At 44.6% G+C, this 21,301-nt stretch carries 17 protein-coding genes; 3 read left to right on the top strand and 14 right to left on the bottom strand.

The window, feature by feature from the left end; genetic code table 11:
* Nucleotides 1-43 precede the first annotated feature (43 nt).
* From ABV001_RS05255 to ABV001_RS05235, 5 genes are all read right to left on the bottom strand, one after another.
* On the bottom strand, nucleotides 44-415 hold the full coding sequence (locus ABV001_RS05255; protein WP_294080616.1) for a DUF3127 domain-containing protein: 372 nt from the start codon (nucleotides 413-415) through the stop codon (nucleotides 44-46).
* 78 nt (nucleotides 416-493) lie between these two features.
* Nucleotides 494-1,672, bottom strand: a complete 1,179-nt coding sequence (locus tag ABV001_RS05250; RefSeq protein WP_294080614.1) for a TolC family protein — start codon at nucleotides 1,670-1,672, stop codon at nucleotides 494-496.
* 13 nt (nucleotides 1,673-1,685) lie between these two features.
* Nucleotides 1,686-4,826 (bottom strand): efflux RND transporter permease subunit, encoded by a 3,141-nt coding sequence (locus tag ABV001_RS05245; RefSeq protein ID WP_352421834.1) that lies wholly within the window; start codon nucleotides 4,824-4,826, stop codon nucleotides 1,686-1,688.
* Between the two features lie 18 nt (nucleotides 4,827-4,844).
* The gene (locus ABV001_RS05240) at nucleotides 4,845-6,050 is read right to left on the bottom strand and encodes an efflux RND transporter periplasmic adaptor subunit (protein ID WP_352421833.1); all 1,206 of its coding nucleotides are present in this window, start codon (nucleotides 6,048-6,050) and stop codon (nucleotides 4,845-4,847) included.
* Between the two features lie 102 nt (nucleotides 6,051-6,152).
* Nucleotides 6,153-6,617, bottom strand: coding sequence for a DUF6769 family protein (locus ABV001_RS05235; RefSeq protein ID WP_352421832.1), 465 nt, complete (start codon nucleotides 6,615-6,617; stop codon nucleotides 6,153-6,155).
* Nucleotides 6,618-6,941: 324 nt separating this feature from the next.
* On the opposite strand from ABV001_RS05235, the gene ABV001_RS05230 reads away from it, so the two are divergent.
* The 3 genes from ABV001_RS05230 to ABV001_RS05220 all read left to right on the top strand — a co-directional run bounded on the left by ABV001_RS05230 (nucleotide 6,942) and on the right by ABV001_RS05220 (nucleotide 10,782).
* Entirely contained in the window at nucleotides 6,942-7,256 is a 315-nt protein-coding gene (locus ABV001_RS05230; protein WP_352421831.1) for a ClbS/DfsB family four-helix bundle protein, read from the top strand.
* 210 nt (nucleotides 7,257-7,466) lie between these two features.
* Nucleotides 7,467-7,898: a UPF0158 family protein gene (locus ABV001_RS05225; protein WP_352421830.1), complete on the top strand. Its 432-nt coding sequence runs from the start codon at nucleotides 7,467-7,469 to the stop codon at nucleotides 7,896-7,898.
* Nucleotides 7,891-10,782 (top strand): TOTE conflict system archaeo-eukaryotic primase domain-containing protein, encoded by a 2,892-nt coding sequence (locus tag ABV001_RS05220; protein WP_352421829.1) that lies wholly within the window; start codon nucleotides 7,891-7,893, stop codon nucleotides 10,780-10,782. The genes ABV001_RS05225 and ABV001_RS05220 overlap by 8 nt, the downstream gene beginning before the upstream one ends.
* A gap of 23 nt (nucleotides 10,783-10,805) precedes the next feature.
* Here the strand turns inward: ABV001_RS05220 and ABV001_RS05215 are convergent, their stop codons facing one another.
* From ABV001_RS05215 to mnmC2, 9 genes are all read right to left on the bottom strand, one after another.
* Nucleotides 10,806-11,831, bottom strand: coding sequence for a DUF6557 family protein (locus ABV001_RS05215; protein WP_352421828.1), 1,026 nt, complete (start codon nucleotides 11,829-11,831; stop codon nucleotides 10,806-10,808).
* A 102-nt stretch (nucleotides 11,832-11,933) separates the two neighbouring features.
* Nucleotides 11,934-12,821, bottom strand: a complete 888-nt coding sequence (locus ABV001_RS05210) for a DUF3800 domain-containing protein (RefSeq protein WP_352421827.1) — start codon at nucleotides 12,819-12,821, stop codon at nucleotides 11,934-11,936.
* A 338-nt stretch (nucleotides 12,822-13,159) separates the two neighbouring features.
* Complete coding sequence (locus tag ABV001_RS05205; RefSeq protein ID WP_352421826.1) at nucleotides 13,160-13,378, bottom strand: heavy-metal-associated domain-containing protein; 219 nt, start codon at nucleotides 13,376-13,378, stop codon at nucleotides 13,160-13,162.
* A gap of 101 nt (nucleotides 13,379-13,479) precedes the next feature.
* A complete protein-coding gene (locus ABV001_RS05200; protein ID WP_352421825.1) occupies nucleotides 13,480-15,714 on the bottom strand; it encodes a heavy metal translocating P-type ATPase in 2,235 nt (744 codons plus the stop codon).
* Between the two features lie 206 nt (nucleotides 15,715-15,920).
* Nucleotides 15,921-16,484, bottom strand: coding sequence for a helix-turn-helix domain-containing protein (locus ABV001_RS05195; RefSeq protein ID WP_352421824.1), 564 nt, complete (start codon nucleotides 16,482-16,484; stop codon nucleotides 15,921-15,923).
* 79 nt (nucleotides 16,485-16,563) lie between these two features.
* On the bottom strand, nucleotides 16,564-17,619 hold the full coding sequence (locus ABV001_RS05190; RefSeq protein WP_352421823.1) for an NAD(P)-dependent alcohol dehydrogenase: 1,056 nt from the start codon (nucleotides 17,617-17,619) through the stop codon (nucleotides 16,564-16,566).
* A gap of 96 nt (nucleotides 17,620-17,715) precedes the next feature.
* Nucleotides 17,716-18,252, bottom strand: coding sequence for a GNAT family N-acetyltransferase (locus tag ABV001_RS05185; protein WP_352421822.1), 537 nt, complete (start codon nucleotides 18,250-18,252; stop codon nucleotides 17,716-17,718).
* A 46-nt stretch (nucleotides 18,253-18,298) separates the two neighbouring features.
* Nucleotides 18,299-19,891, bottom strand: a complete 1,593-nt coding sequence (gene abc-f, locus ABV001_RS05180) for a ribosomal protection-like ABC-F family protein (RefSeq protein ID WP_502929852.1) — start codon at nucleotides 19,889-19,891, stop codon at nucleotides 18,299-18,301.
* A 546-nt stretch (nucleotides 19,892-20,437) separates the two neighbouring features.
* On the bottom strand, nucleotides 20,438-21,103 hold the full coding sequence (gene mnmC2, locus ABV001_RS05175) for a tRNA (5-methylaminomethyl-2-thiouridine)(34)-methyltransferase MnmC2 (RefSeq protein ID WP_352421821.1): 666 nt from the start codon (nucleotides 21,101-21,103) through the stop codon (nucleotides 20,438-20,440).
* Between the last annotated feature and the right edge of the window lie 198 nt (nucleotides 21,104-21,301).

Raw genomic sequence — 21,301 nt, 5'->3', positions numbered from 1 at the left:
AAACGAGACCCCTCTCACTCCGCTGCTATGAATCCGGAATATATCAAAACGGTATATCATCAATCTCATTAGCATCACTGAATGGATTTTCCGGTGGGGGTATCTCATCATAGTCATCATTTGGATAGGTAGTCGGGGCGGCTTTTTGTGTAGTTTGCGCTTCCACTCTCCATGCTTTCACGTCGGTGTACCATCTGCCGTTGAACTCCCTGCTTTCCACATCAAAATCGATGGTATACATTTCCCCGGTATTGAGTGGGACATGCTGGAATTTGGTTCCCCATAAGGAAACACAAATCTTTTTAGGATATTGGTCCTGTGTCTCCACAATAATATCTTGTTTCTTCCACTCACCGTTTCTACCCGTGCCGGATTGAAGCGGCAGAATTTGAATTAGTTTCGCTGTCAGTTGCATTATTTTTCTCGTTTTAGCCTACGAAAATAGTACGAAAAAGGGGAATTGCCAAATTAAAAATAAATGAGATGCGACTTACTAAAGTTCCACGGCTGATAATTCCGCGAATGCCTTTTGGTAATCCCTTTCGGTTTCTAATGCCTGGTTGATGGTTTCGTAGTATAACCCCATCTCTACCATATATTCCAGCAGCGATATTTCTCCCGCATCGAGGGCTTTTTTCAGCAGCTCTGTGTTGTTGGCAGTTGTCAACGATTGTCGGTACTTTTCTGATGCTGCCTTCAAGCCTGCGGCACGGTTGTAGAGTATCTGCAGCCGGTTGTAGAACTGTAAGCGGCTGTCCGTTTCCCGTGATTCGGCCGCCCTTACCGATGCTTTTGCCTGCTTTACACGGTTCTTGTTCTCCCACAAGGGGATGGAAATGCCGACTGAAATTCCCTGAAAGCGTTCGCCTACCACCTTCTCACTCATATATCCGGCGGAGAGACTGGGCAGTCCTTTCATTTTACTTAGAGAAACCTGCTGCTTGCTTACCTCTATCTCCTGCCTGGCATACGCCAACACAGGGCTTTTCTCTGCCGCTTGTCCGAACCAGTCGTCAAAACGAGGCGGAAGCAAAATGTCATCATAGCGTACATCTTCCAACAGGATATCCGTTCCTCCGTTGAGCCTTTTGAGTTGTTCCAGCAGTGCATTGCGTTCCACGTCGATACGGGATATTTCTCCCCGAACGGTGGAGAGGTTGAGTTGCACCTTATTGTATTCCAGTCGGCTCACATCACCTGAATTAAGACGTCCTTCGTAACCGGCGGCAATCGTTTCGGCATGTTGCAGGCGCAGGTCGAGTTCCTTTTTTAGTGCATTATAGTAAATCAGGTCGATGCAGTATTGTTTTGCTTCCAAAAGGATATTCATCCGGTCGGCTTTGTATTGCCAGTCGACCAGGACATTCTGTCTGTCGGCCACTTTTCTTTTCGCGCCGGTAATGGTCGCCATGTCGAATGACTGCATCACGCTGATGTCGGTGCGGTTGCCAATCGCTGAAGGATTTCCCCAAAGGTAGTCGAACCCGACTTCCGGGTTTTCGAGATAGATATCGGTCCTGTTTTCTAATTTCTGCGCTTCGGCACTTTCCCGGAGGGATTGTAAGGTAGTATTGTGTTCTTCTATCGAAGTCAACACGGAGTTGATATTTGTTTGGGCATTCAAAGTGACGCACATGAACAGTATCAACAGGGTGATTATGATTGTTCTCATCTGGATTTTATTTTTAAATCTCTTCATCGTTTACAATTTCTGTCTTAGTCACTTTCCTTTTAGTAATCAGGTACATGATTGGAATGATAAAACCATTCAAGAAAGTGGATGTGAGCAATCCGCCCAGGATAACCTTTGCCATCGGGCTTTGTATCTCGTTACCCGGCAGGTCTCCCCCTAAAGCGAGAGGGATCAGGGCGAGCGCGGAACAGAGAGCCGTCATCAATATCGGGTTGAGACGGTCTAAAGAACCATGCATCACACATTCAAACTTCGAATAGCCTTCACGCTCCAGGTCGTTGTAACGTGATATCAGTAACATCCCGTTCCGGGTGGCGATGCCGAACAGGGAGATGAAACCGATAATGGCCGGTATGCTTAATGTACCGCTGGTGAAGAATATGGCGAAGACTCCGCCAATCAGGGCCAATGGCAAGTTCAGCAGCACGACGGCAGCCTGGTTGATGCTTTTGAACTGGCCAAACAGAAGCAGGAAGATGATCATAATGGCAAACAGGGAGGTGACTAATAAAGTACGTGATGCCGCCTGTTCGCTTTCAAATTGTCCGCCGTATTCGATATGGTAGCCTTCGGGCAATGTGATTTTCTCACCGACATTCTTCTGGATATCGTTGACGACTCCCCGTAAATCACGACCGGCCACGTTGGCCGAAACGACTAACTTTCGGGATACATTCTCACGGTTGATTGTGTTGGGACCGGTAGATGAAGTGATCTCGGCAATGTTTTCCAGCGGGACTTTCCGGCCGTTGGCATCCACGATCAGGTTCCTGATCATGTCGGCAGTCGAGCGGCTTTCGTCATTCACTTTCAATGTCAGGTCGAATGAGTTATTACCCTCGTAAACCTGAGAAACCACTTCGCCGGCCAGCATCACGTTGACAATCTCTGCAAATTCGGGTAAGGATATCCCGTACTTGGCCAACAGTTCCCGCTTGGGTTCTATCTTCAATTGCGGACGCTCGATCTGCTGTTCCACGTTCAGGTCGGCAATCCCCTCGACATCCTCGATGGATGCTTTGACTTGATTCCCGAGGCTGTACAGCTTGTTCAGGTCGTGACCGAATATCTTGATGGCGATATTGGCCCTTGTACCCGAAAGCATGTGGTCGATACGGTGGGAGATCGGCTGTCCGATTTCGATATTAACGCCCGGAAGGAGCTTCAGTTTCTCTCTTACTTCTGCCAATACATCGTCCTTGGAACGCTTGTCGAGTATGAACGGTGCTTCTATCTCCGACAGGTTTACGCCCAAGGCATGTTCATCCAGTTCGGCACGTCCCGTTTTGCGCCCTGTCGTTTGTATTTCCGGTATCGAAAGCAACAGCTCTTCGGCAATCCTTCCTAATTTATCCGACTCTTCCAGCGATATGCCGGGCATGGTGCTGACACTGATGGTGAACGATCCTTCGTTGAACGGCGGAAGGAAATCACGGCCGAACGAAAAGAAAAGGATCAGGGTGACGATCAACACGACTCCGGTTCCGCCAAGCACCCATTTCCTGTGGTTTAGCGTCCACCTAAGAGCTTTCTCATAGAGATATTTCAGTTTCAGGGCGACGAAAGACTCTTTTTCCACCGGCACATCACTCTTCAACTTTGATTTGGCACTTCTTTTCCCGGGTCTCCCTAATAAGTAACTACACAATACCGGCGTCAAGGTGAGGGCGACCGATGTGGAGACGATCATCGCCACGATAAATGCGATACCGAGCGGGACCAGCATGCGGCCTTCCATTCCTGAGAGGAAAAAGAGCGGGACAAAACTGGCAATCATGATCAGTGTTGAATTAAAAATCGGCATACGTACTTCTCGCGATGCATCGTACACCACCGCTATCACGCTCCTCTGCTCCTCCTTCGGCTTTAGCCGGTTCTCTCGCAGTCGCTTGAACACGTTCTCCACATCCACGATGGCATCATCTACCAATGACCCGATGGAGATGGCCAGACCTCCCAATGACATGGTATTGATGGTCAGCCCCATATATTTGAGTACGAGGATGGAGACGACCAGTGACAGGGGGATGGTGACCACGGAGATGATGGTCGTACGGACGTTCATCAGGAAGATAATCAGGATTATCACCACGAAAATACCCCCTTCGTACAGCACTTTCTGGATGTTGCTGATGGAGCTCTCTATAAAACGGGACTGTCGGTAAATGTCGGTAGAGACTTTCACGTCGGCGGGAAGCGACTGTTGAAGATTGGCCAGCGCATGGTCTATCTTGTCGGTCAGCTCCATTGTATTGATATCAGGCTGTTTGGTGACCGTCACCAGTACGGCCGGTTTCCCTTTTTCGGAGGCGACCCCCAGTTTGGGTGCCTTGTCGCCGATTTGCACGTCGGCGATATTTTCAATCAGGACAGGCATATCGCCCACACTCTTTACCACCGATTTCCCCAATGCTTCCACCTGGTTCGTGGAAAGGACGCCGCGGATGATATACTCGTTCCCGTATTCATACAATACGCCTCCGGAAGCGTTCTGGTTCATGCCCTGCACCACGTTGATCACCTCGTCCAGACTGACGTCGTAATGCTTCATCTTTTCGGGATTCAGCAATATCTGGTACTCCTTGATCTCGCCGCCGATGACGGTCACCTGCGCCACGCCGCCGATCGACAGCAGTCGTGTGCGGATAGTCCAGTCGGCCAGTGTGCGTAAATCCCTAAGCGAAGTGGAATCGGATGTCAATCCGATGGTGATTAGTTCGCCCAGAATGGACGATTGCGGGCCTAACGTGGGGTTTCCGACATAAGAGGGTAGGGCGTCTCTCACTTCGGACAGCTTTTCGGAGACGATTTGCCGTGCGAGGTAAATATCGGTTCCCCAGTCGAATTCCACCCATACGATGGAGAATCCCGTTGTGGAAGAGGAGCGGACACGGCGTACGTCGGTTGCCCCGTTCAGGGCAGTTTCTATGGGGAAAGTGACCAGCCGCTCTACCTCTTCGGGAGCCATCCCCTGCGCTTCGGTCATCACCACAACAGTCGGCGCGTTCAAATCAGGGAACACATCCACTTCCATATTGCCGGCGGTATATAATCCTGCGACCATCAGCAAAACTGCGGCGACCAGCACAACCATCCGGTTGTTCAACGAAAATTTGATTATCTTATTCAGCATAGCATTTCGTCTTTGCGGTTAGTGATTGTGGGTATGACCTTCCGGCATCACCGACGAAACCGCCGCCAGCTTCACCTGATACACTCCTTTGGTAACCACCTTGTCGCCCGGTTTCAGCCCCGAAACGATTTGCACCCTCGTGCCATCGCTTTGACCCGGGGTGACTTCCTGTTTCTTATAATGCTCCTCTTCGAGTTGCAGATAGACGAAATAAAGCCCCTGCTCTTCGGTGAGGGATGAGGTCGGCACCGATATCACATCGTTTTGCGGATTGGCTAACAGATAGACTTCGGAGAAAGCACCCGGAAGGAAGTCGCCCACGTTGTCGAATTCGAAAGTGACGGGAATGAAGAATGACTGTCCGTCCGCTGATCTGCCGAACGACAATAGCCGACCGTTCAAATCGGAAAGTCTATAGACCTGATCGTCGTAAGCCGGTTTGAAATTGGCTGAGGTGATGTTTTTAAGCGTCTTGTAATGGGATTCCGACAGTTCCGCCCGCAATTGCAGCCGCCTGTTTTGGGAGACGGTCGCGATGGGTTGCCCCACCGACACATATTCTCCCTGCCCTACCATCCGGTTTTTGATATATCCGTTGATGGGGGAGGTCACCCTCACGCCGTGGGCGGTCATGTTCGACGCCTGCGCGTTGTAGGCCGTTCTGGCGGTTTCGTAGCGGAGGCGGGACTGTTCAAACTCTTTGGTCGAGATAATCTGGTCCTTGACCAACAGTTCCGCCCGCTGGAATTCCTTTTCAGCCGTCTCGAACTCAATCTTGGCTTTGGCCGATGGATCTCCTTCTAAAAGGTCTTTGGCGGATATCGTCACGATGGACTGGCCGGACTTGACAGCACTTCCGTCGGTGAGGGAAGGGTTGGTAAATGAGACAATCCCGTTGGAAGTCGCCGCGATAATCGCCTCGTCACCCTGTGCCGCCCGGATATGTCCGCTGGTCTTGATCACGTAGCTGAACGGGCCGGGAGCGACCTCCTCTGTTTCCAAGTCGACCGCTTCGGCCTGTTGGCGGGAAAAGTGGATTTCATCGGTATCCCCGGATGAGTGGTCGTGGTCATGATCATGCGAGTGACTGTGATCATGGTCGTGTTCATCCAGATGCTCATGTGACTCTTTCGCATCCGCAGATGATTCGTTTCTATTTCCGGAATGGCAACCCGAAATAAGCAAGGCCATTGCGATCAATGAGCCTACAATATAAGTCTTCATTTTTGATAAATTTATTGCTCCGTGATGATGAATGAGGAATAATGCATCGACAGCTATTTCGAGTATAGCCATCAATCCTGTGATGAAATGCAGCAGGTTAATTCAGGAAAGGATAAAAGGCGGAGCGCGCAAACCATGGAAACGGCTTACTTCGGCTGAGGTGTAGAATAGCAGGTATTCCCCCTGCTTCGGTTTTGTATAGGTATTATAAGCAGGGTTTATCAGGAAGTCCGAAACAAGATAAAGCAACGGGAAAAACGGGTTATACACCGGATTATCACCATTCTCGAATGAAGGTGCCTTGATTTTTATCTCACTATCCGGATTAGTATAATAGGTTGTTTCTGCGATGCAGTTCGGATCGTCGTGGCAGCTATGGCCACTTTGTGCCGAGTGGTGTGCATCGTTCGTAGCATCATGCCCATCATTTCCTCCATGATTTTCGGCATAATGTATCACATGAAAGCAGATTACCCCATTATCGTGATGATGATGCGGTATCGCTCCCGTCACCAGCACGATCAATATCGCTAATACAATGGGTGATATGGCAATCTTCTTCTTCAATCCAATCCGTTTTGCGACAAAATTACAGGTTTATTTTCTTTTATCCAAGCAACACGGAAGATTTTCAATGGGTTGGGGGTAATTTAGAAATAGCACAAACGCCCCAGTAATATGAAGATCGTTTTCCTGTGAAGTTAAGTGTGTTCGAATATAGTTAATCTATGTTTCTAACTTTAGTGTAAAAATCGGTCATTTTTTAATGACTATTTGCGTATATTTGTGTGCTTAAATCTCTTTTGATAGATAGAATAAATACTTCTTTAGAAAGAAATTGAATGATTGCTACTAAGAAATAACGAAACAAAATCAATTTTCTAATATAACATGGCAAGAGCAACAACCAAAGAACAATTGAAGCAAATGAGTGAAGATAATTTCACGGAACTGTTTTCACTTATTCATTCAATGAGCAAAGAAGAACAGGAAAAATTGTTTTCGTTTGAAGACAGGGATAAAAATATCCGGGATGTTTTGGTGCATCTGTATGAATGGCATCAGTTGCTGTTGACCTGGATTAATGCTAATCAATCAGGACATAAAACCAATTTTCTACCTGAACCGTATAATTGGAAAACCTATCCCCAGATGAATATCATTTTTTTGGAGAAACAACCTGTTTGGAAAAATGAAAAAGTATGAATCTTTAGATGATGAAATCGCATTTTGGGATTTTACCCGGTAATGTAATAGTTTAAAAAGAGACCGATGAGGCGAAGTTGATGATAAATTTCAAGAGGCTGTCACTGCTCCTGTTATCGAAAGATTTATTATTTTTGCGATAAGTTGATTCTTCACTATGGAGAAAGATGAAAGTGAATATAATATGTCCGCTTAAAAAGATCCGTAAACATGGAACTGACTGAAAAACAAATAGAAAAAATTGCTGACTATCTGGAGTCAGGGATGAGATGCTTTTATAATCTTAGATCAGGCGAAATTAAGTCTATTCTCAATTTTAATAGCTGGGTTGGTGCAGATGAAGAACCGTGGGAGGAAGAATTAGAAGAGATAGATGAACATTGGAATGATTATTTTGAATTTGTAGGATTTGAATCTCATGAATCCTTTCAGATAATGGCAGATTTTGCCGAGAGTATCGAGGATCATCGATTACAAAATAGACTGATTGATGCATTAAACAAACGAAAACCATTTCAGCACTTTAAGTGGGAGATTGATAATTCAGGTAAGTTTCGACAACAATGGTTTGACTATAAGAAGATGTGTTATATCCAGTGGGTGAAAGAACAGATTGATTTAAAAAATATGGATTTTGAGTAATGCCGATCTCCATAAACGTATCGCCCAATTAGAAGAGAATAATCAGACGTTATTTGCTGAGAACAGGCGACTACGTGAGATGTTGGGTTTGCCGGATGAAAAGATCTCGGTGAAAGAAGGATCTGTTTCAACATCATCTATCAACAAACACAGCACCCCCGAACAAAAAATAGCATTGTTCATGTCCCTGTTCAGAGGTCGCACAGATGTGTACGCTAAACGGTGTTACAGTAAAAAACATGACAGCTCATATTATGTCCCTGCCTGTGAAAACGAATGGGTAAGAGGGATTTGCGAAAAGCCCCGTATCAAATGCAAAGATTGTAAACGTCGGGAGTTATCTCCCTTGACAGTAAATGTAATTGATACACATTTAAGAAACGAAAATGAAAATGGGATTGGTGTCGTCGGCATTTATCCTTTACTCCCGGATGAAACTTGTTTTTTCCTCGCGGTGGATTTCGATGAGGCAAAATGGGAAAAGGATGTTGATGTATTCCGTTCAGTTTGTGATAATTTGAATATTCCGGTTGCGATCGAACGTTCCCGTTCCGGGAATGGCGCGCATGCCTGGTTATTCTTTGAAGAGCCTATTCCTGCCATTTCGGCGCGAAAATTAGGGAACGCCCTTTTGACAAAAGCGATGTCTGTAAGATCTGAAATTCAGTTCTCTTCCTACGATCGTATGTTCCCGAATCAGGATTTTATGCCCAAGGGAGGCTTCGGAAACCTGATAGCATTACCTTTACAAAAAGGAGTTCGTGAAAATGGGAATAGTGAATTTGTGGATGAGAATTTCCGGAGATATCCTGATCAATGGGCTTATCTGGACTCAATACGGAAGATGGATCAAGAAGAAGTTGATAAATTGTTGGTTGAATTGTGTGTAGGAAACGGATTAGGTGAATTTGGCGATTTGCCCGATGAGAAAAAAGAAATCACGATACCGTGGGAAGGTGAAAAGATTGCGACACTTGAATGTGATGATTTTCCGAACAATCTGACTATCATTGAAGCAAACAGGTTGTATGTTCAGAAAGAAGGAGTTAGTCCAAGAGCAATTAATCGGATCAAAAGACTGTCAGCTTTTCAAAATCCGCAATTTTATAAGACACAGAAGATGCGAATGTCCACGTATGGTATCCCGAGAATCATCTGGTCATTGGACGAAACGGATGAATATGTTGGTATTCCGAGAGGATGTAAACCCTCTCTTATTCATTTGCTTGAAGAGTCTGAGACAGAATATATAGTCAAGGATAAACGAGATACAGGAAGAAAGATCGATATCCATTTCAAAGGAATTCTTCGTGAAGAACAGCAATCAGCTACATCCGCCCTCCTTCAACATGAGAACGGAGTATTATTGGTGCCGACCGCTTTTGGCAAGACCGTTATCGGTGCCTCACTGATCGCGGAACGAAAATGCAATACTTTGATAATAGTTCATTTGCAGACGTTGTTGGATCAATGGAGAAAATCGCTGAAACAATTTCTTGAAATCAATGAATCGTTACCTGAACCGGAACAGAAACAGGGAAGAAAGAAAATCCGGTCGATTATCGGACAAATAGGAGCGGGAAAGGATACATCATCAGGAATTATAGACATCGCTTTAATACAGAGTCTGATACATGATGATCAGGTAAAAGAGGTCGTGAAAAACTATGGGATGGTGATTGTAGATGAATGTCACCACGCTTCTTCACTCACTTACGAAAAAGTGCTTGGCAACGTGAATGCGCGGTATGTCTATGGGCTGACGGCAACTCCCAATCGGCAGGATGGACAACATCCGGTTGTTTTTATGCAATGCGGAGCTATCCGTCATCGTGTCAGTGCAAAGGAACAAGCGGATAGACGGGGTTTTGCGCATTTTATAATCCCTTGCTTCACTTCATTTCGAAAACCATTGACACAATCGGAGTCAGATTGGCATATTACTAAGATATATAGTACCCTTGCTGAAGATGAAGATCGTAATCAGCAAATAGTAAGAGATGTGCTGGATGCTGTTGAAAATAATCGGACTCCCATTATTCTAACACAGCGCAAAGATCATGTAACCATACTGTCTGATATGTTGAAAACCCGGACGAATGCGAATGTCATTGTGCTTGTGGGAACGGATTCAGCAAAAAAGAAAAGAGAGCACGCATCATTGTTGGTAGACATCTCTCCCGCTGAAAAGCTCATTATCGTGGCTACAGGGAAGTATATTGGTGAAGGGTTTGATTATCCTCGATTAGATACTTTGTTTCTTGCTTCGCCGATAGCATGGAAAGAGACACTGGCACAATATGCCGGTCGACTGCATCGGGAATACCCCGGGAAGAAAGATGTAATTGTCTATGACTATGTGGATATTCATATTCCTGTATTGGAACGGATGTATCATAAACGGCTTACAGGTTATGCACAAATTGGGTATAAAGCCCTATCTTCAAAGAATATGCCGGATACGATCAGTATGCTTTATGATTCCGACACATTTCTATCTGTTTTGAAAAGGGATTTCGAGGAAGCAACAATAGAGATATTGATAGTATGTCCATATATCCGGAAAAAACAAGTCGATATGGTATTGGAGTTGCTGCATATTCCTTTGTCGAAAAATATACCTGTTACAGTTATTACCCGACCAGTAGCCTCATACCGGCAGCAAGAGAGGGTGAGGAAATGTGTTGAAGCTCTTCAAGAAAAAGTAACCGTAAAGACAGAAGCTGACATTTATCAGAAATATATCATCATAGATAACCAACTCGTGTGGTATGGAAGCATCGGGTTGCTCGACGATGTAAACCCGGATGACACTATCATGCGGTTGGAAACAAGAGAATTGGTCCGGGAACTGAAGACGACGCACAGGGAATGTCGCCAATAAATGATATCAACGAGTGGATATGATTACTCCGTGACAGTTGATATAGATGTTGCATTTGTACTAGCTTTAAACTCACACATTATGATCCTTATCTTTATTTCTTCTCCAAGGCTTTCATCATAATTGTAACCCCACAGTATATCCTTTCCCGGCGTAAATCCATTGGCAATAAAATCAAGAGCTTCTTCTGGCCGTAACGGATGGACGGGGGCAGTAGTGGCAAGTACAAGGTACTGGTCGTAACCTTGAAAATCATAAGTAGAGTATTCCTCTATCAACTCTCGCAAATAGTCAACTCGGGTGTTTACATCATACGCATAGGTGTGAAACTTCACCTCCCATATTTTTGAAGTAGAGAAGAGGAACTCTACGTCGTTGCGTAAAAATGGTTGTGATGCCGGATTGGCTGTGAGTTTCCGGATCAGGTGTTCAATCTTGTCCTTACGTTCTAAATCAGCTATCCGCTTTTTCTGCCGATAATTGCGTTTGCGTCTAATTTTATTGCATCGCTTTTTGTGCAATCTGATTTCGTCCCATGTTTCCATGGTATAGGCAATACCATGTTTCATGATGAGCTTGAGACGATCCCGCCTATTCTCATTTTTAGAGTATATCAACCCCTCATAATGTCTTAGCCCCAGTTCGAATGCTTGTCGCCCAAAATGGGTATATCCTTTTTCTCTCCCAATGCCTAACCTTTCTTCAATATCTTCATCTGAAAACCCGAGGAAAGTGAATTCCCAAAGAAAACGTGCAGCCGTCTCCTCGGGAGAAATCTCTACTTCTACCTGCAACTCTTTCCCCAGCGTTTCTTCGACAGTTGCCCCATGACAACCGTCCACGCTGATATAGGGAGGTTCGTCTTCCCAATCGGATTCTGCCATTCCGATGCGGATATTTCCTTCGGAGGGTATTGCTTCTGTATGGCGTAGCTTATCGAATACCTCTTTATAATGGAGGATCATGGTCGATTGTGAATCGTAGATTTCTCTGATGCATGTAGCTACATTGTCGAAATCACATCCCAATAGCAATTCTTTCAATGTCATAACAATATACTTTTTTTTAACTATCTACAGAATATGCTTCAAGCAACGAAACAGTGATTTGGAATTCTGTCTATAACCTCTATAGGGTAAAACAGGTGCTGTTTATGAGCATATCTCGCATTTGCAGGATGAATCGGTAAAGTGCCTGAAGCCAACTATCCTTGCTCTTTTTCTATCAAATCTTGGTTTGATCCTGTCAAACAAATCTGTTTCGTTGTTTTCGAAGTAACGTCTCAGAGCATAAGAGCATAAATCAGCTATTTGTACCAAACTGGTTAATTCGGAATTTACAAAAAAGGGAGTTTCTATGATGTGCTCGATACTTGTCCAAAGCGTGCCATCAAGATGAAATCTTTTCATTAGCTCGGTATGTTTCTTTGCAACAGTTTCATTATTGTCGTGAATCAATGTGCCGTAAATATCCTGATCCTTTGTCTTGCTGAGAATCTTCATATACTGTTCAAACCTTGAAACTAACTGTTCCAAAGCCTGTTCATCTACGGTGGTTTTTGCTTTAGAGGTGTCAAAATGGATTTTATTGACGGCTTCACCAAATATTCTTGCAAACGACCAACTACCAATGGTGTCTGCTAAATCACGGATAAAATTATTTCTCTCTGTATACGTTAAGTGAATATAGGCCTGCGTTTGTTTGTAATTCTTTTTAGTCTGCTTGTAGTGCGCAGTGTTTTTCCCTTTCTGTAGTTTTAGCAATTCTGCTTTTCTTAATTTTTCTACTTCACTTCTTCTTTGGGCATAACTTAAAGAATCGAAGTCTGTTATTTTGGACTGTTCAATATATTTTCTGATCAACCAAGCAGTATGGACTTCACAATCAGATAAATTGTATTTTTTCTTCAATTTGGCAATGGCTTTTTCACATTTCTTCCAGTGTGAGATTGGGATAGACAATCCTGCTAATACATAATGGCTTGTATTACCCGGGATATCAGGCGTTCCAGACTCATCGATATAACAGAAATATACCATAGCGAATAGACTTTTGGGTATAAAAAAAGCGAATGGTTTCAGGGAATTATTCCCATAATTGAGACGCTTGGCGACTCATCCCATACGCATCGCAAATATACAAAATATTTTTAGATTACAAAATAAAATGGCAGAAAAAAATCACGAATATGAAGATGCGATATTTCTATATAATCGTTTTGTTCACTTTTCCAGGGTAAGGTTGTAAAATAGAATGTCAAGTAAATGGTGCAGGATGCTATCCATTTTTTTGTCTTTGTTTCTCAATCTGGTCGCTTAATTCTGTTTAACCCAGCTGAGTTTGGCTTAACAATGACCTTAAGTCGCTCTAATTCCGATTAACCCAAAACCTCTGCCGTAAATCCTTTGCTTTGGACGATGGCGATTACCTGATCTGCGGTAATTCCTTCGGATTGTACGGTCAGGATTTTATCGGGATTGTCGATATCCACATTCCAACTGCGCATGCCTTCTGCATTATCCAGTCCGGGTTTTACCCTCGAAACACATCCGCCACAATTGATGGTTGTCTTGAATTGAAGTTCTTTTGTTTCCATATTGTTCATTATTTTAATTGTTGCTTATAATACACTATTAGTTGAATTGACGATTACTGACAAGATCATCAGGATACGTGACAGATAATGGGTTGGCATGATCAATCAGTTTTGCCTATATTTTTCCATTTTAATCGCAGGCTATTGGTTACCACGCTTACGCTGCTCAGTGCCATGGCCGCCCCCGCAATCATCGGATTCAACAGGAAGCCGTTGATGGGGTAAAGGATGCCTGCTGCAATAGGGATGCCGATCGTGTTATAGATAAACGCCCAGAACAGGTTTTGCTTGATGGTCGCTACGGTTTGCCTGGAGAGCCGGATTGCCTGTGGTATTTTGGTGAGGTCGGATGAGATGATGGTCATCTTGGCGACATCCATCGCTATATCGCTTCCTTTCCCCATCGCGATACTCACATCTGAAGTGGCAAGTGCCGTACTGTCGTTGATGCCGTCGCCTACCATTGCTACAATCTTGCCTTGCTGTTGCAGCTCGGTGATAAACTCGGACTTGTCCTGCGGCAATACTTCCGCCTTGTAATGATGGATACCCGTCTGTTGCGCAATGGCTTTTGCCGTGGCTTCATTGTCTCCGGTCAGCATATAGAGCTCGATGCCCATTTCCTGCATCTGCCGGATGGCTTCTATCGAGGTCTCCTTGACTTTGTCGGAAATGGCAATCACTGAAAGTGCCTGTTGGCTATTGGCGAACCAGATAACGGTCTTGGCCTGGTTGCCCCATTCATCGGCATACTGCAATAGTTCGTTGGCGATGGTGATATTGTTTTCCGTCAGTAGTTTCTTGTTGCCGGTGAGATAGGTTTCTTCGTTATGATCGGCTTTGGCTCCTTTCCCGGTGATGCTGTCAAATTTGGACAGTAGAGTGGTGGCGGTACCTTCCAGATGTTTTACCACCGCTTCGGCCAATGGATGTTCCGATTGTTTCTCGATGCTGAACAGGATATCTTTGGTGGAATCGTCATTGTTCAGCCACCGGATATCGGTCACCTGCGGCCTTCCTTCGGTGATGGTGCCGGTTTTATCCAGTACGACGGTATTCACTTTCTTTGCCAGCTCGAGGCTCTCGGCATCTTTAATCAGAATGCCGTTCTCGGCGGCTTTTCCCACACCGACCATGATGGCGGTAGGCGTGGCCAACCCCAATGCGCAGGGGCAGGCGATAACCAACACCGTGACGGCGGCGAGTAATCCATGTACGATACCGTTGTCGCCACCTAAAATCACCCAAAGGATAAACGTGACGATGGCAATGCCGATCACCACGGGAACGAAGATCCCTGCAATCTTGTCAACCAGTTTCTGGACGGGGGCTTTGCTTCCCTGCGCATCCTGCACCATCCTGATGATCTGGGCAAGCATCGTTTCCTTGCCGACTTTCACCGCTTTGAACCGGAAACTTCCCTTCTGGTTGATGGTGCCGGCAAATACTTTTTCGTCTTTCTCTTTCAATACGGGAACGGGTTCGCCGCTCAGCATGCTTTCATCCACATAGGAATTACCGGAAGTCACTATACCGTCCACCGCTATTTTTTCTCCCGGCTTGACGAGGATGATATCGTTCACATTTACATTGTCGATGGCGACTTGCTCTTCTGTTCCGTTGGATCGTATGATTACCACAGTCTTGGGTTGCAACCCCATCAGTTTTTTGAGTGCCGTGGAGGTATTGCCTTTGGCTTTCTCCTCGAGCAGACGCCCCAGCAGAATAAAGGCGATAATAACCGCCGCTGCTTCGAAATAGACGTGGGCATGCAATCCCCTTTGGAGCCAGAAATCGGGAAACAGCATGTTGAAGACGCTGAAGAGGTAGGCGATGCCGGTACTCAAAGCGACTAATGTATCCATGTTGGCAGAGCGGTGTTTAGCTTGATTCCAGGCGTTGACATAAAAATCCTTACCCAGCCAGAACACCACGGGAGTGGCGAATAACCACATGATCTCATTGGCATAAGGCATATCCATAAAGAACATGCCGATCACGACCACCGGCAGTGCCAGTATGATTGCCCAGATGGTTTTCTTTTTGAGTTCCCGGAATTTCTCGGCATGGATATTTTCTAATGTTTCCTGCTGTGTGGACTCGTCTTCGATCAACAGGTCATAACCGACACCTTGCACCGCTTTTTGCAGCTTTAAAATATCGGTGATATCGGGTTGGTATTCAACAGTGAGGTTGCCCGTACCGAAGTTGACGGACGCATTCACTACTCCCGGTTCATGTTGTACAATAGTTTGGGCACTGCTGGCGCAGGATGCACAAGACATGCCCAGTACGGGAAGCGTTTGCTTTATTGTTTTTGTATTGTTTGTTGCCATAGCTTTCTCATCAGCATTTCGTTATGGCATGCCTCAAATACGTTGGCTATCGGGCTGTCTGCTATAACGAAAAGATTTACTTTTTTGTTGACAATGCAAAGATGGCGATAAAATGGAGTTATCCTATTGTAGTTTTATGGATTTGATTTGTAATATTTACAGATGTCGGATATTTGTTGCGGTTCTTATTTGTTTCTTTTACCTCCTTACACCTTATCCAGCGGTTTTCTTTTGTCTTCTCTGATCTGTTTGAAGTGGCTCGGTGTGAGTCCGGTTACTTTTTTGAACTGATTGCTCAGGTAGGCAACGCTTGAATAGTTGAGTCGATAGGCGATCTCACTCAACGATAATTCATCGTAAACCAACAACTCCTTGACTCTCTCAATCTTCTGGGCGATAAAATATTTCTCGATGGTGATGCCTTCGACTTCCGAAAAGAGGTTGGACAGATAGTTGTAATCGTGATGCAACTCACTGCTCAACAGTTCCGACAGGTTTGTTTTGGTTTCGTTGTCATGATGATGTACAAGATCGATAATGATCGTTTTAATCTTTTCGATGATCCTGCTTTTTTTGTCATCAATCACCTCAAATCCCAATGGGACTAAAACCGATTCTATCCGCATCCTTTCTTCGGATGTAGGCTCTCTACCGAGTGTTACTTCGCCCAGCGTGACGCTTTTCACGTCCATCCCCAGTTTCTCCAGTTCCTGCCGCACCACCATGATACAACGGTTGCAGACCATGTTTTTGATAAAAAGTGAGCTCATCGTTGTATTCCTTTCATCGATATATGTTTACGATAAATCCCAGATGCAAATCAGTTGTCAAATCGGATTTAATTCCCGGTCAATGCTTCAAAGAGTTCATATCAATCACGAAACGATATTTCACATCACCTTTCAATAACCGTTCGTAGGCGGTGTTGATATCCTGTATGTTGATCAGTTCGATATCGGCAGTGATATTATGTTCGCCGCAGAAATCGAGCATTTCCTGAGTCTCACTGATGCTTCCGATGGTTGATCCGGCAAAGTTTTTCCGGGCGGGGATCAGACTGAAAGCCGCGATTGGCAGAGGATGTTCGGGTGCCCCTACCAATGCAAGGGTACCGTCCACTTTGAGTAGACGCAGATAGGCGTTCACGTCGTGTTGCGCCGAAACGCAGTCCAATATGAAGTGCAGCGAGTTGTAGTTGGCTCTCATTTGTTCTTTGTCTGTGGAGAGAATGACTTCGTCAGCCCCAAGCCGTTTGGCGTCATCTACTTTCGACGGCGAGGTGGTAATAACCACCACATAAGCTCCCATCGCTTTGGCCAGCTTGACACCCATATGTCCCAATCCACCGATACCGACAACTCCTATTCTGTGTTCGGGTCCGATATTCCAGTGTTTCAAAGGAGACCAGGTGGTTACTCCCGCACAAAGCAATGGAGCAGTAGCCGCCAGATCCAGATTTTCGGGGACATGTAACACGAAATCTTCATTTACCACGATACGTTCCGAATAGCCGCCGAATGTCTGTTTGTTAAGATAGACGTCCTCTCCGTTGTATGTCATGGTATTCCCGTTTTCACAATACTGCTCGTTCCCATGTTTGCACTGCTCACACTCCCGGCAGCTATCGACCATACAACCCACGGCGGCAAGGTCACCCACCTTGAATTTAGTCACTCCGTCACCCACTTTGGTGACCCGTCCCACAATTTCATGTCCCGGCACATTGGGATATACGGTTCCATGCCACTCATTCCTTGCCGTATGCAGGTCGGAATGGCATACGCCACAAAATAGGATATCGATCTCCACATCTTTTCTTGTCACTTCGCGACGGTCGATATTCATCTGCTTCAAGTCGGCTTCGGGAGCTTCTGTCCCGAATGCTTTTACTGGAAATGTATTCATAATTGGGAAGTTTTATTTATATTCTTTATGCCACTTGGCAATGAAGCAAAGATAAAGATTTCGATCCAAATGAGCGTAGTATGGATGTTAAAATCGTTATTTATCCGATTGTAGTTTGCTGTAGATTTCCAAATCAGTAAAAATATTTCCGGTGAGTAGCTCTCCGTGCCGTTCGATTCCCTCGAATCGGAATCCTAATCTTTTGGGAACATTGATACTGCGCTGGTTGCCGACGGCACATTTTATCTGAACCCTGTGTATGCCCAACTCGTTGAAGGCAAAATCGCAAAGTTGTTTGACGGATTGGGTGATAATTCCCTGTTTCTGGTATTTCTCTGAAAGCCAGTATCCGATTTCTGTCTTTTTGTTGGCTTTGTCGGTATCCTTAAAACCGATCAATCCAATGAATTGATCCTGCTTTCGGATGGTAAATTGCAGCTCAAATCTCTCTTTCGGGGCATTGACGACTGAGTCTACAAATTTCTGTGTGTCGGATACTTCTTGGGTGGACGCTACAAATGGTAGCCACTTTCCTAAATATTCCCGTTGGATATCGATGGCTTCAAAAATATCAGTTGCGTCTGTTTGCTCCAACTGTCTTAGTTCGATATCATTGTCGATTTTTATTACCATACTGTTTTGAATTATCGATTCGCTATTTATTTCTTATGATTTATCTCTAATTAACACTGATTACTCTTTCAATGTTTATCTGTTCCAGGAATATTTCATCGTGGGAAATCACCAGCAATGTTCCTTGATACTCGTTGATTGCCTGGGTCAGTATCTCGATGTTCTGGATGTCGAGGTTGTTGGTCGGCTCGTCCAAAACGATGATGTCAGGCGATTTGTCGGCTATGTTTAAACAGCATATCATTAACCGCATCCTTTCTCCGCCACTCAATGTCGTGCAAGGTTTGTTCCAATCTTCTTTCGTGAACAGAAAGCGGTTCAGCCTGATTTTTATTTCATGTTCGAGCAAAGTGGAACTATTAAACCGGACAGCCTGTTCATAGATTGTCAGTTCGTTATTTATCAGCGAATAATCCTGATCGATATAAATTGATTTGTTTTCCGCGGCAATTGCAGTTCCGGTTTGGGGTATGAGGTTCCCGAGGATTATATTGATCAGCGTTGTCTTTCCCGAACCGTTGGATCCTTTAATGGCTATCCGTTCGCCGCTCGTGATCTGCAGGTTCAAAGGTTCACTCCAGACATATTTTCCGTTTTCGTAACTGAAATTGATGTCGGTGGCAGTAAACAGGATTTTCCCCTGATGCAACCCCGAATCGTCGAACCCAAATTTCATCTTGTTGATCCCGGGTAAGGAAGAACGCAACTCTTGCAATTCCTGTGAAATATTTCCAGTCTTCTCAGAGTGTGCGCTCTCGATTTTGGCAGTACTTCTTTCTGCGTTGTTCCTCAATGTATTGGCTACTATTTTGGGCAATCCCGCATTTGCCAGGTTTTTCTTTGCACGCGCGTCCAATTTCTGTCGGCGTTCGATGGTCTCACGCTCTTTCTCTCTAGCTTTTTTCAATGCTTTTTCTTTACTTTGGATGTCTTGCGTCAAAGCATTCGCCTTTATCTGTTTTTGTTCTTTGTAAAAGTCATAATTGCCACCATAGACGGTTATTCCGGGCTTGGTCAGCTCACAGACCACGTTCAAATGGTTGAGTAATTTCCGGTCGTGGCTTACGACGAGCAAGGTGCACTTTGTATTTTCTATAAAATCATACAAATATAGTCTTCCCTGAATATCCAGATGGTTGCTGGGCTCGTCCAATAGTACCAGTTCAGGTTGATGGATGGAGATACCTGCCAGGAAAACCTTTGTTTTCTGTCCCCCGCTCAGTGACTCTATTTTTTGTGACAAGTCCAAGCCGCTTAACTGCCATTCGTTCAAAGCAGCCGTACAACGTTCTTCGATTGTCCAGTCGTCGTCAAGCAATTCATAACTCTTTTCAGAAACATTTCCATTCAGTATTTCGTGCAAAGCATCCAACTTATGGTCTATTTGCAATGCTTCGGCAATTGTGAGATGGTCATATTGGCCGAAGATCTGGGGAATGTAGTAGGGTTTGGCATCCGTTTTCAATATTCCGTCGGAGGGTTGCAATTCCCCTGCGATGATTTTCAGCAATGTGGTTTTGCCGGAACCGTTATTGCCAATCAACGCAATTTTCTCATTCGGATTGACTGTCAGACTGATATTGCTGAATAATAGAGTCTTATCGGGATGTGTATAGGATAGGTTTTGAATTGTAAGCATAATTTCTTTCACTAAAGTTAGTCGTTTTCAAATTATTTACACTATTTCTACGCTCAACATGGTCAAAACAAGTTTTGCCTTTGTCTTCGCTTATCGAAATGGTTCTCGCAACGACATAATTCAAGCAAGCTTGTCTTCTGTTCGTACTGCTTAACGAAAACGTTCTTTAAATAGATGAGTAACCCGGCAAACCGTTTTTGCGATTTACCTCATTAAAAGATGGAAAGAAATTATTTTATCTCATTGGATCTTACTTATTGATTTGTGCTGCAAAGATAGTTATTATTTTGTGGATATCCGTTTTTGTATCTCATTGATATTTTTCGTCTAAAAAATCAATGTATTTTTCTCTCACTTTTTGATCATCAATATTTGACGGAATACTTGTTCCCGCTTAAAATACTTTTGACGAAAGGGAAAATTTTAAAATTATCCATTTCATCATTGGAAAGAGAATTGAGGAGATCCTTGTCCGATGTTGGTTTTATATCCATGACTTACTTTTTATGTGTGTAAATATATGAATTCTACATGGATTGGCAAATTTTATTTCACGGCCCGTAGTATTTCCCGTTTTCCGGGAGGGCCGGGAAGGCGTTCCACTTGGAAGCCGGCGGATTGAAGCATCCTCCTTACGGCTCCTTTGGCGCAGTAGGTGGTAAGTACGGCTCCCTGATTGCTGAGGGTGTATAACTGGTTGAATATCTCTTGTGTCCACAGTGCGGGCTGTTTTTCCGGGGCAAAGGCATCGTAGTAGATCACGTCGAAAGGCGCTTCCGGTTGAAAATCATCCAGATTGCTTGCGTCCATTTGGTCCTTTTTTAGATGAAAATTGGGGGTTATCCCCACCCAATCTCCCCAAGGGCAGGAATGAAGCCGCATAAACTTCTCTTCTTGCGCCGGATCCAGCAATTTGGCATAGTTGAACATCTGTGCATCCACAAACGATACCGGATATCGTTCAAGAGAGGTGTATTTTACTCTCTTTCCCGATTTTTCAATGTCGAGTAGGGTAAGGAACGCGTTCAGTCCCGTGCCGAAACCTATTTCCAATAGATTGATCTCCGATTTACCGCAATGGTGTAACCCTGCTTCCAGATAAACATGGAGCGACTCCTGAATGGCTCCGTGTGTGGAATGATAATGTTCATCCAATTCCGGTACATATAATGTATGCGATCCGTCTTCCGTTATTTCTATAATATGTTGCATATGTTTCTTATGCGCTTATATATTCAGTTTCCGCTGATGTACGTTGAGTCTGACCCGATTCAGGATGAAGCAGGTAGTTATTATTCAAAATCACAACAAAAATAGAAACTATTTGTTTATTGTATCCATTGCCGGCTACTGATTTTAGTATTTGCAATGGAGCAGCGTCAGAAAAAAAATTACTACATTTGTCTACTA

The organism is Proteiniphilum sp., from assembly GCF_040307845.1.
Lineage (GTDB): Bacteria > Bacteroidota > Bacteroidia > Bacteroidales > Dysgonomonadaceae > Proteiniphilum.
Note: the sequence above shows the minus strand (reverse complement) of the source record. Positions and strands in the feature narration are given on the sequence as shown.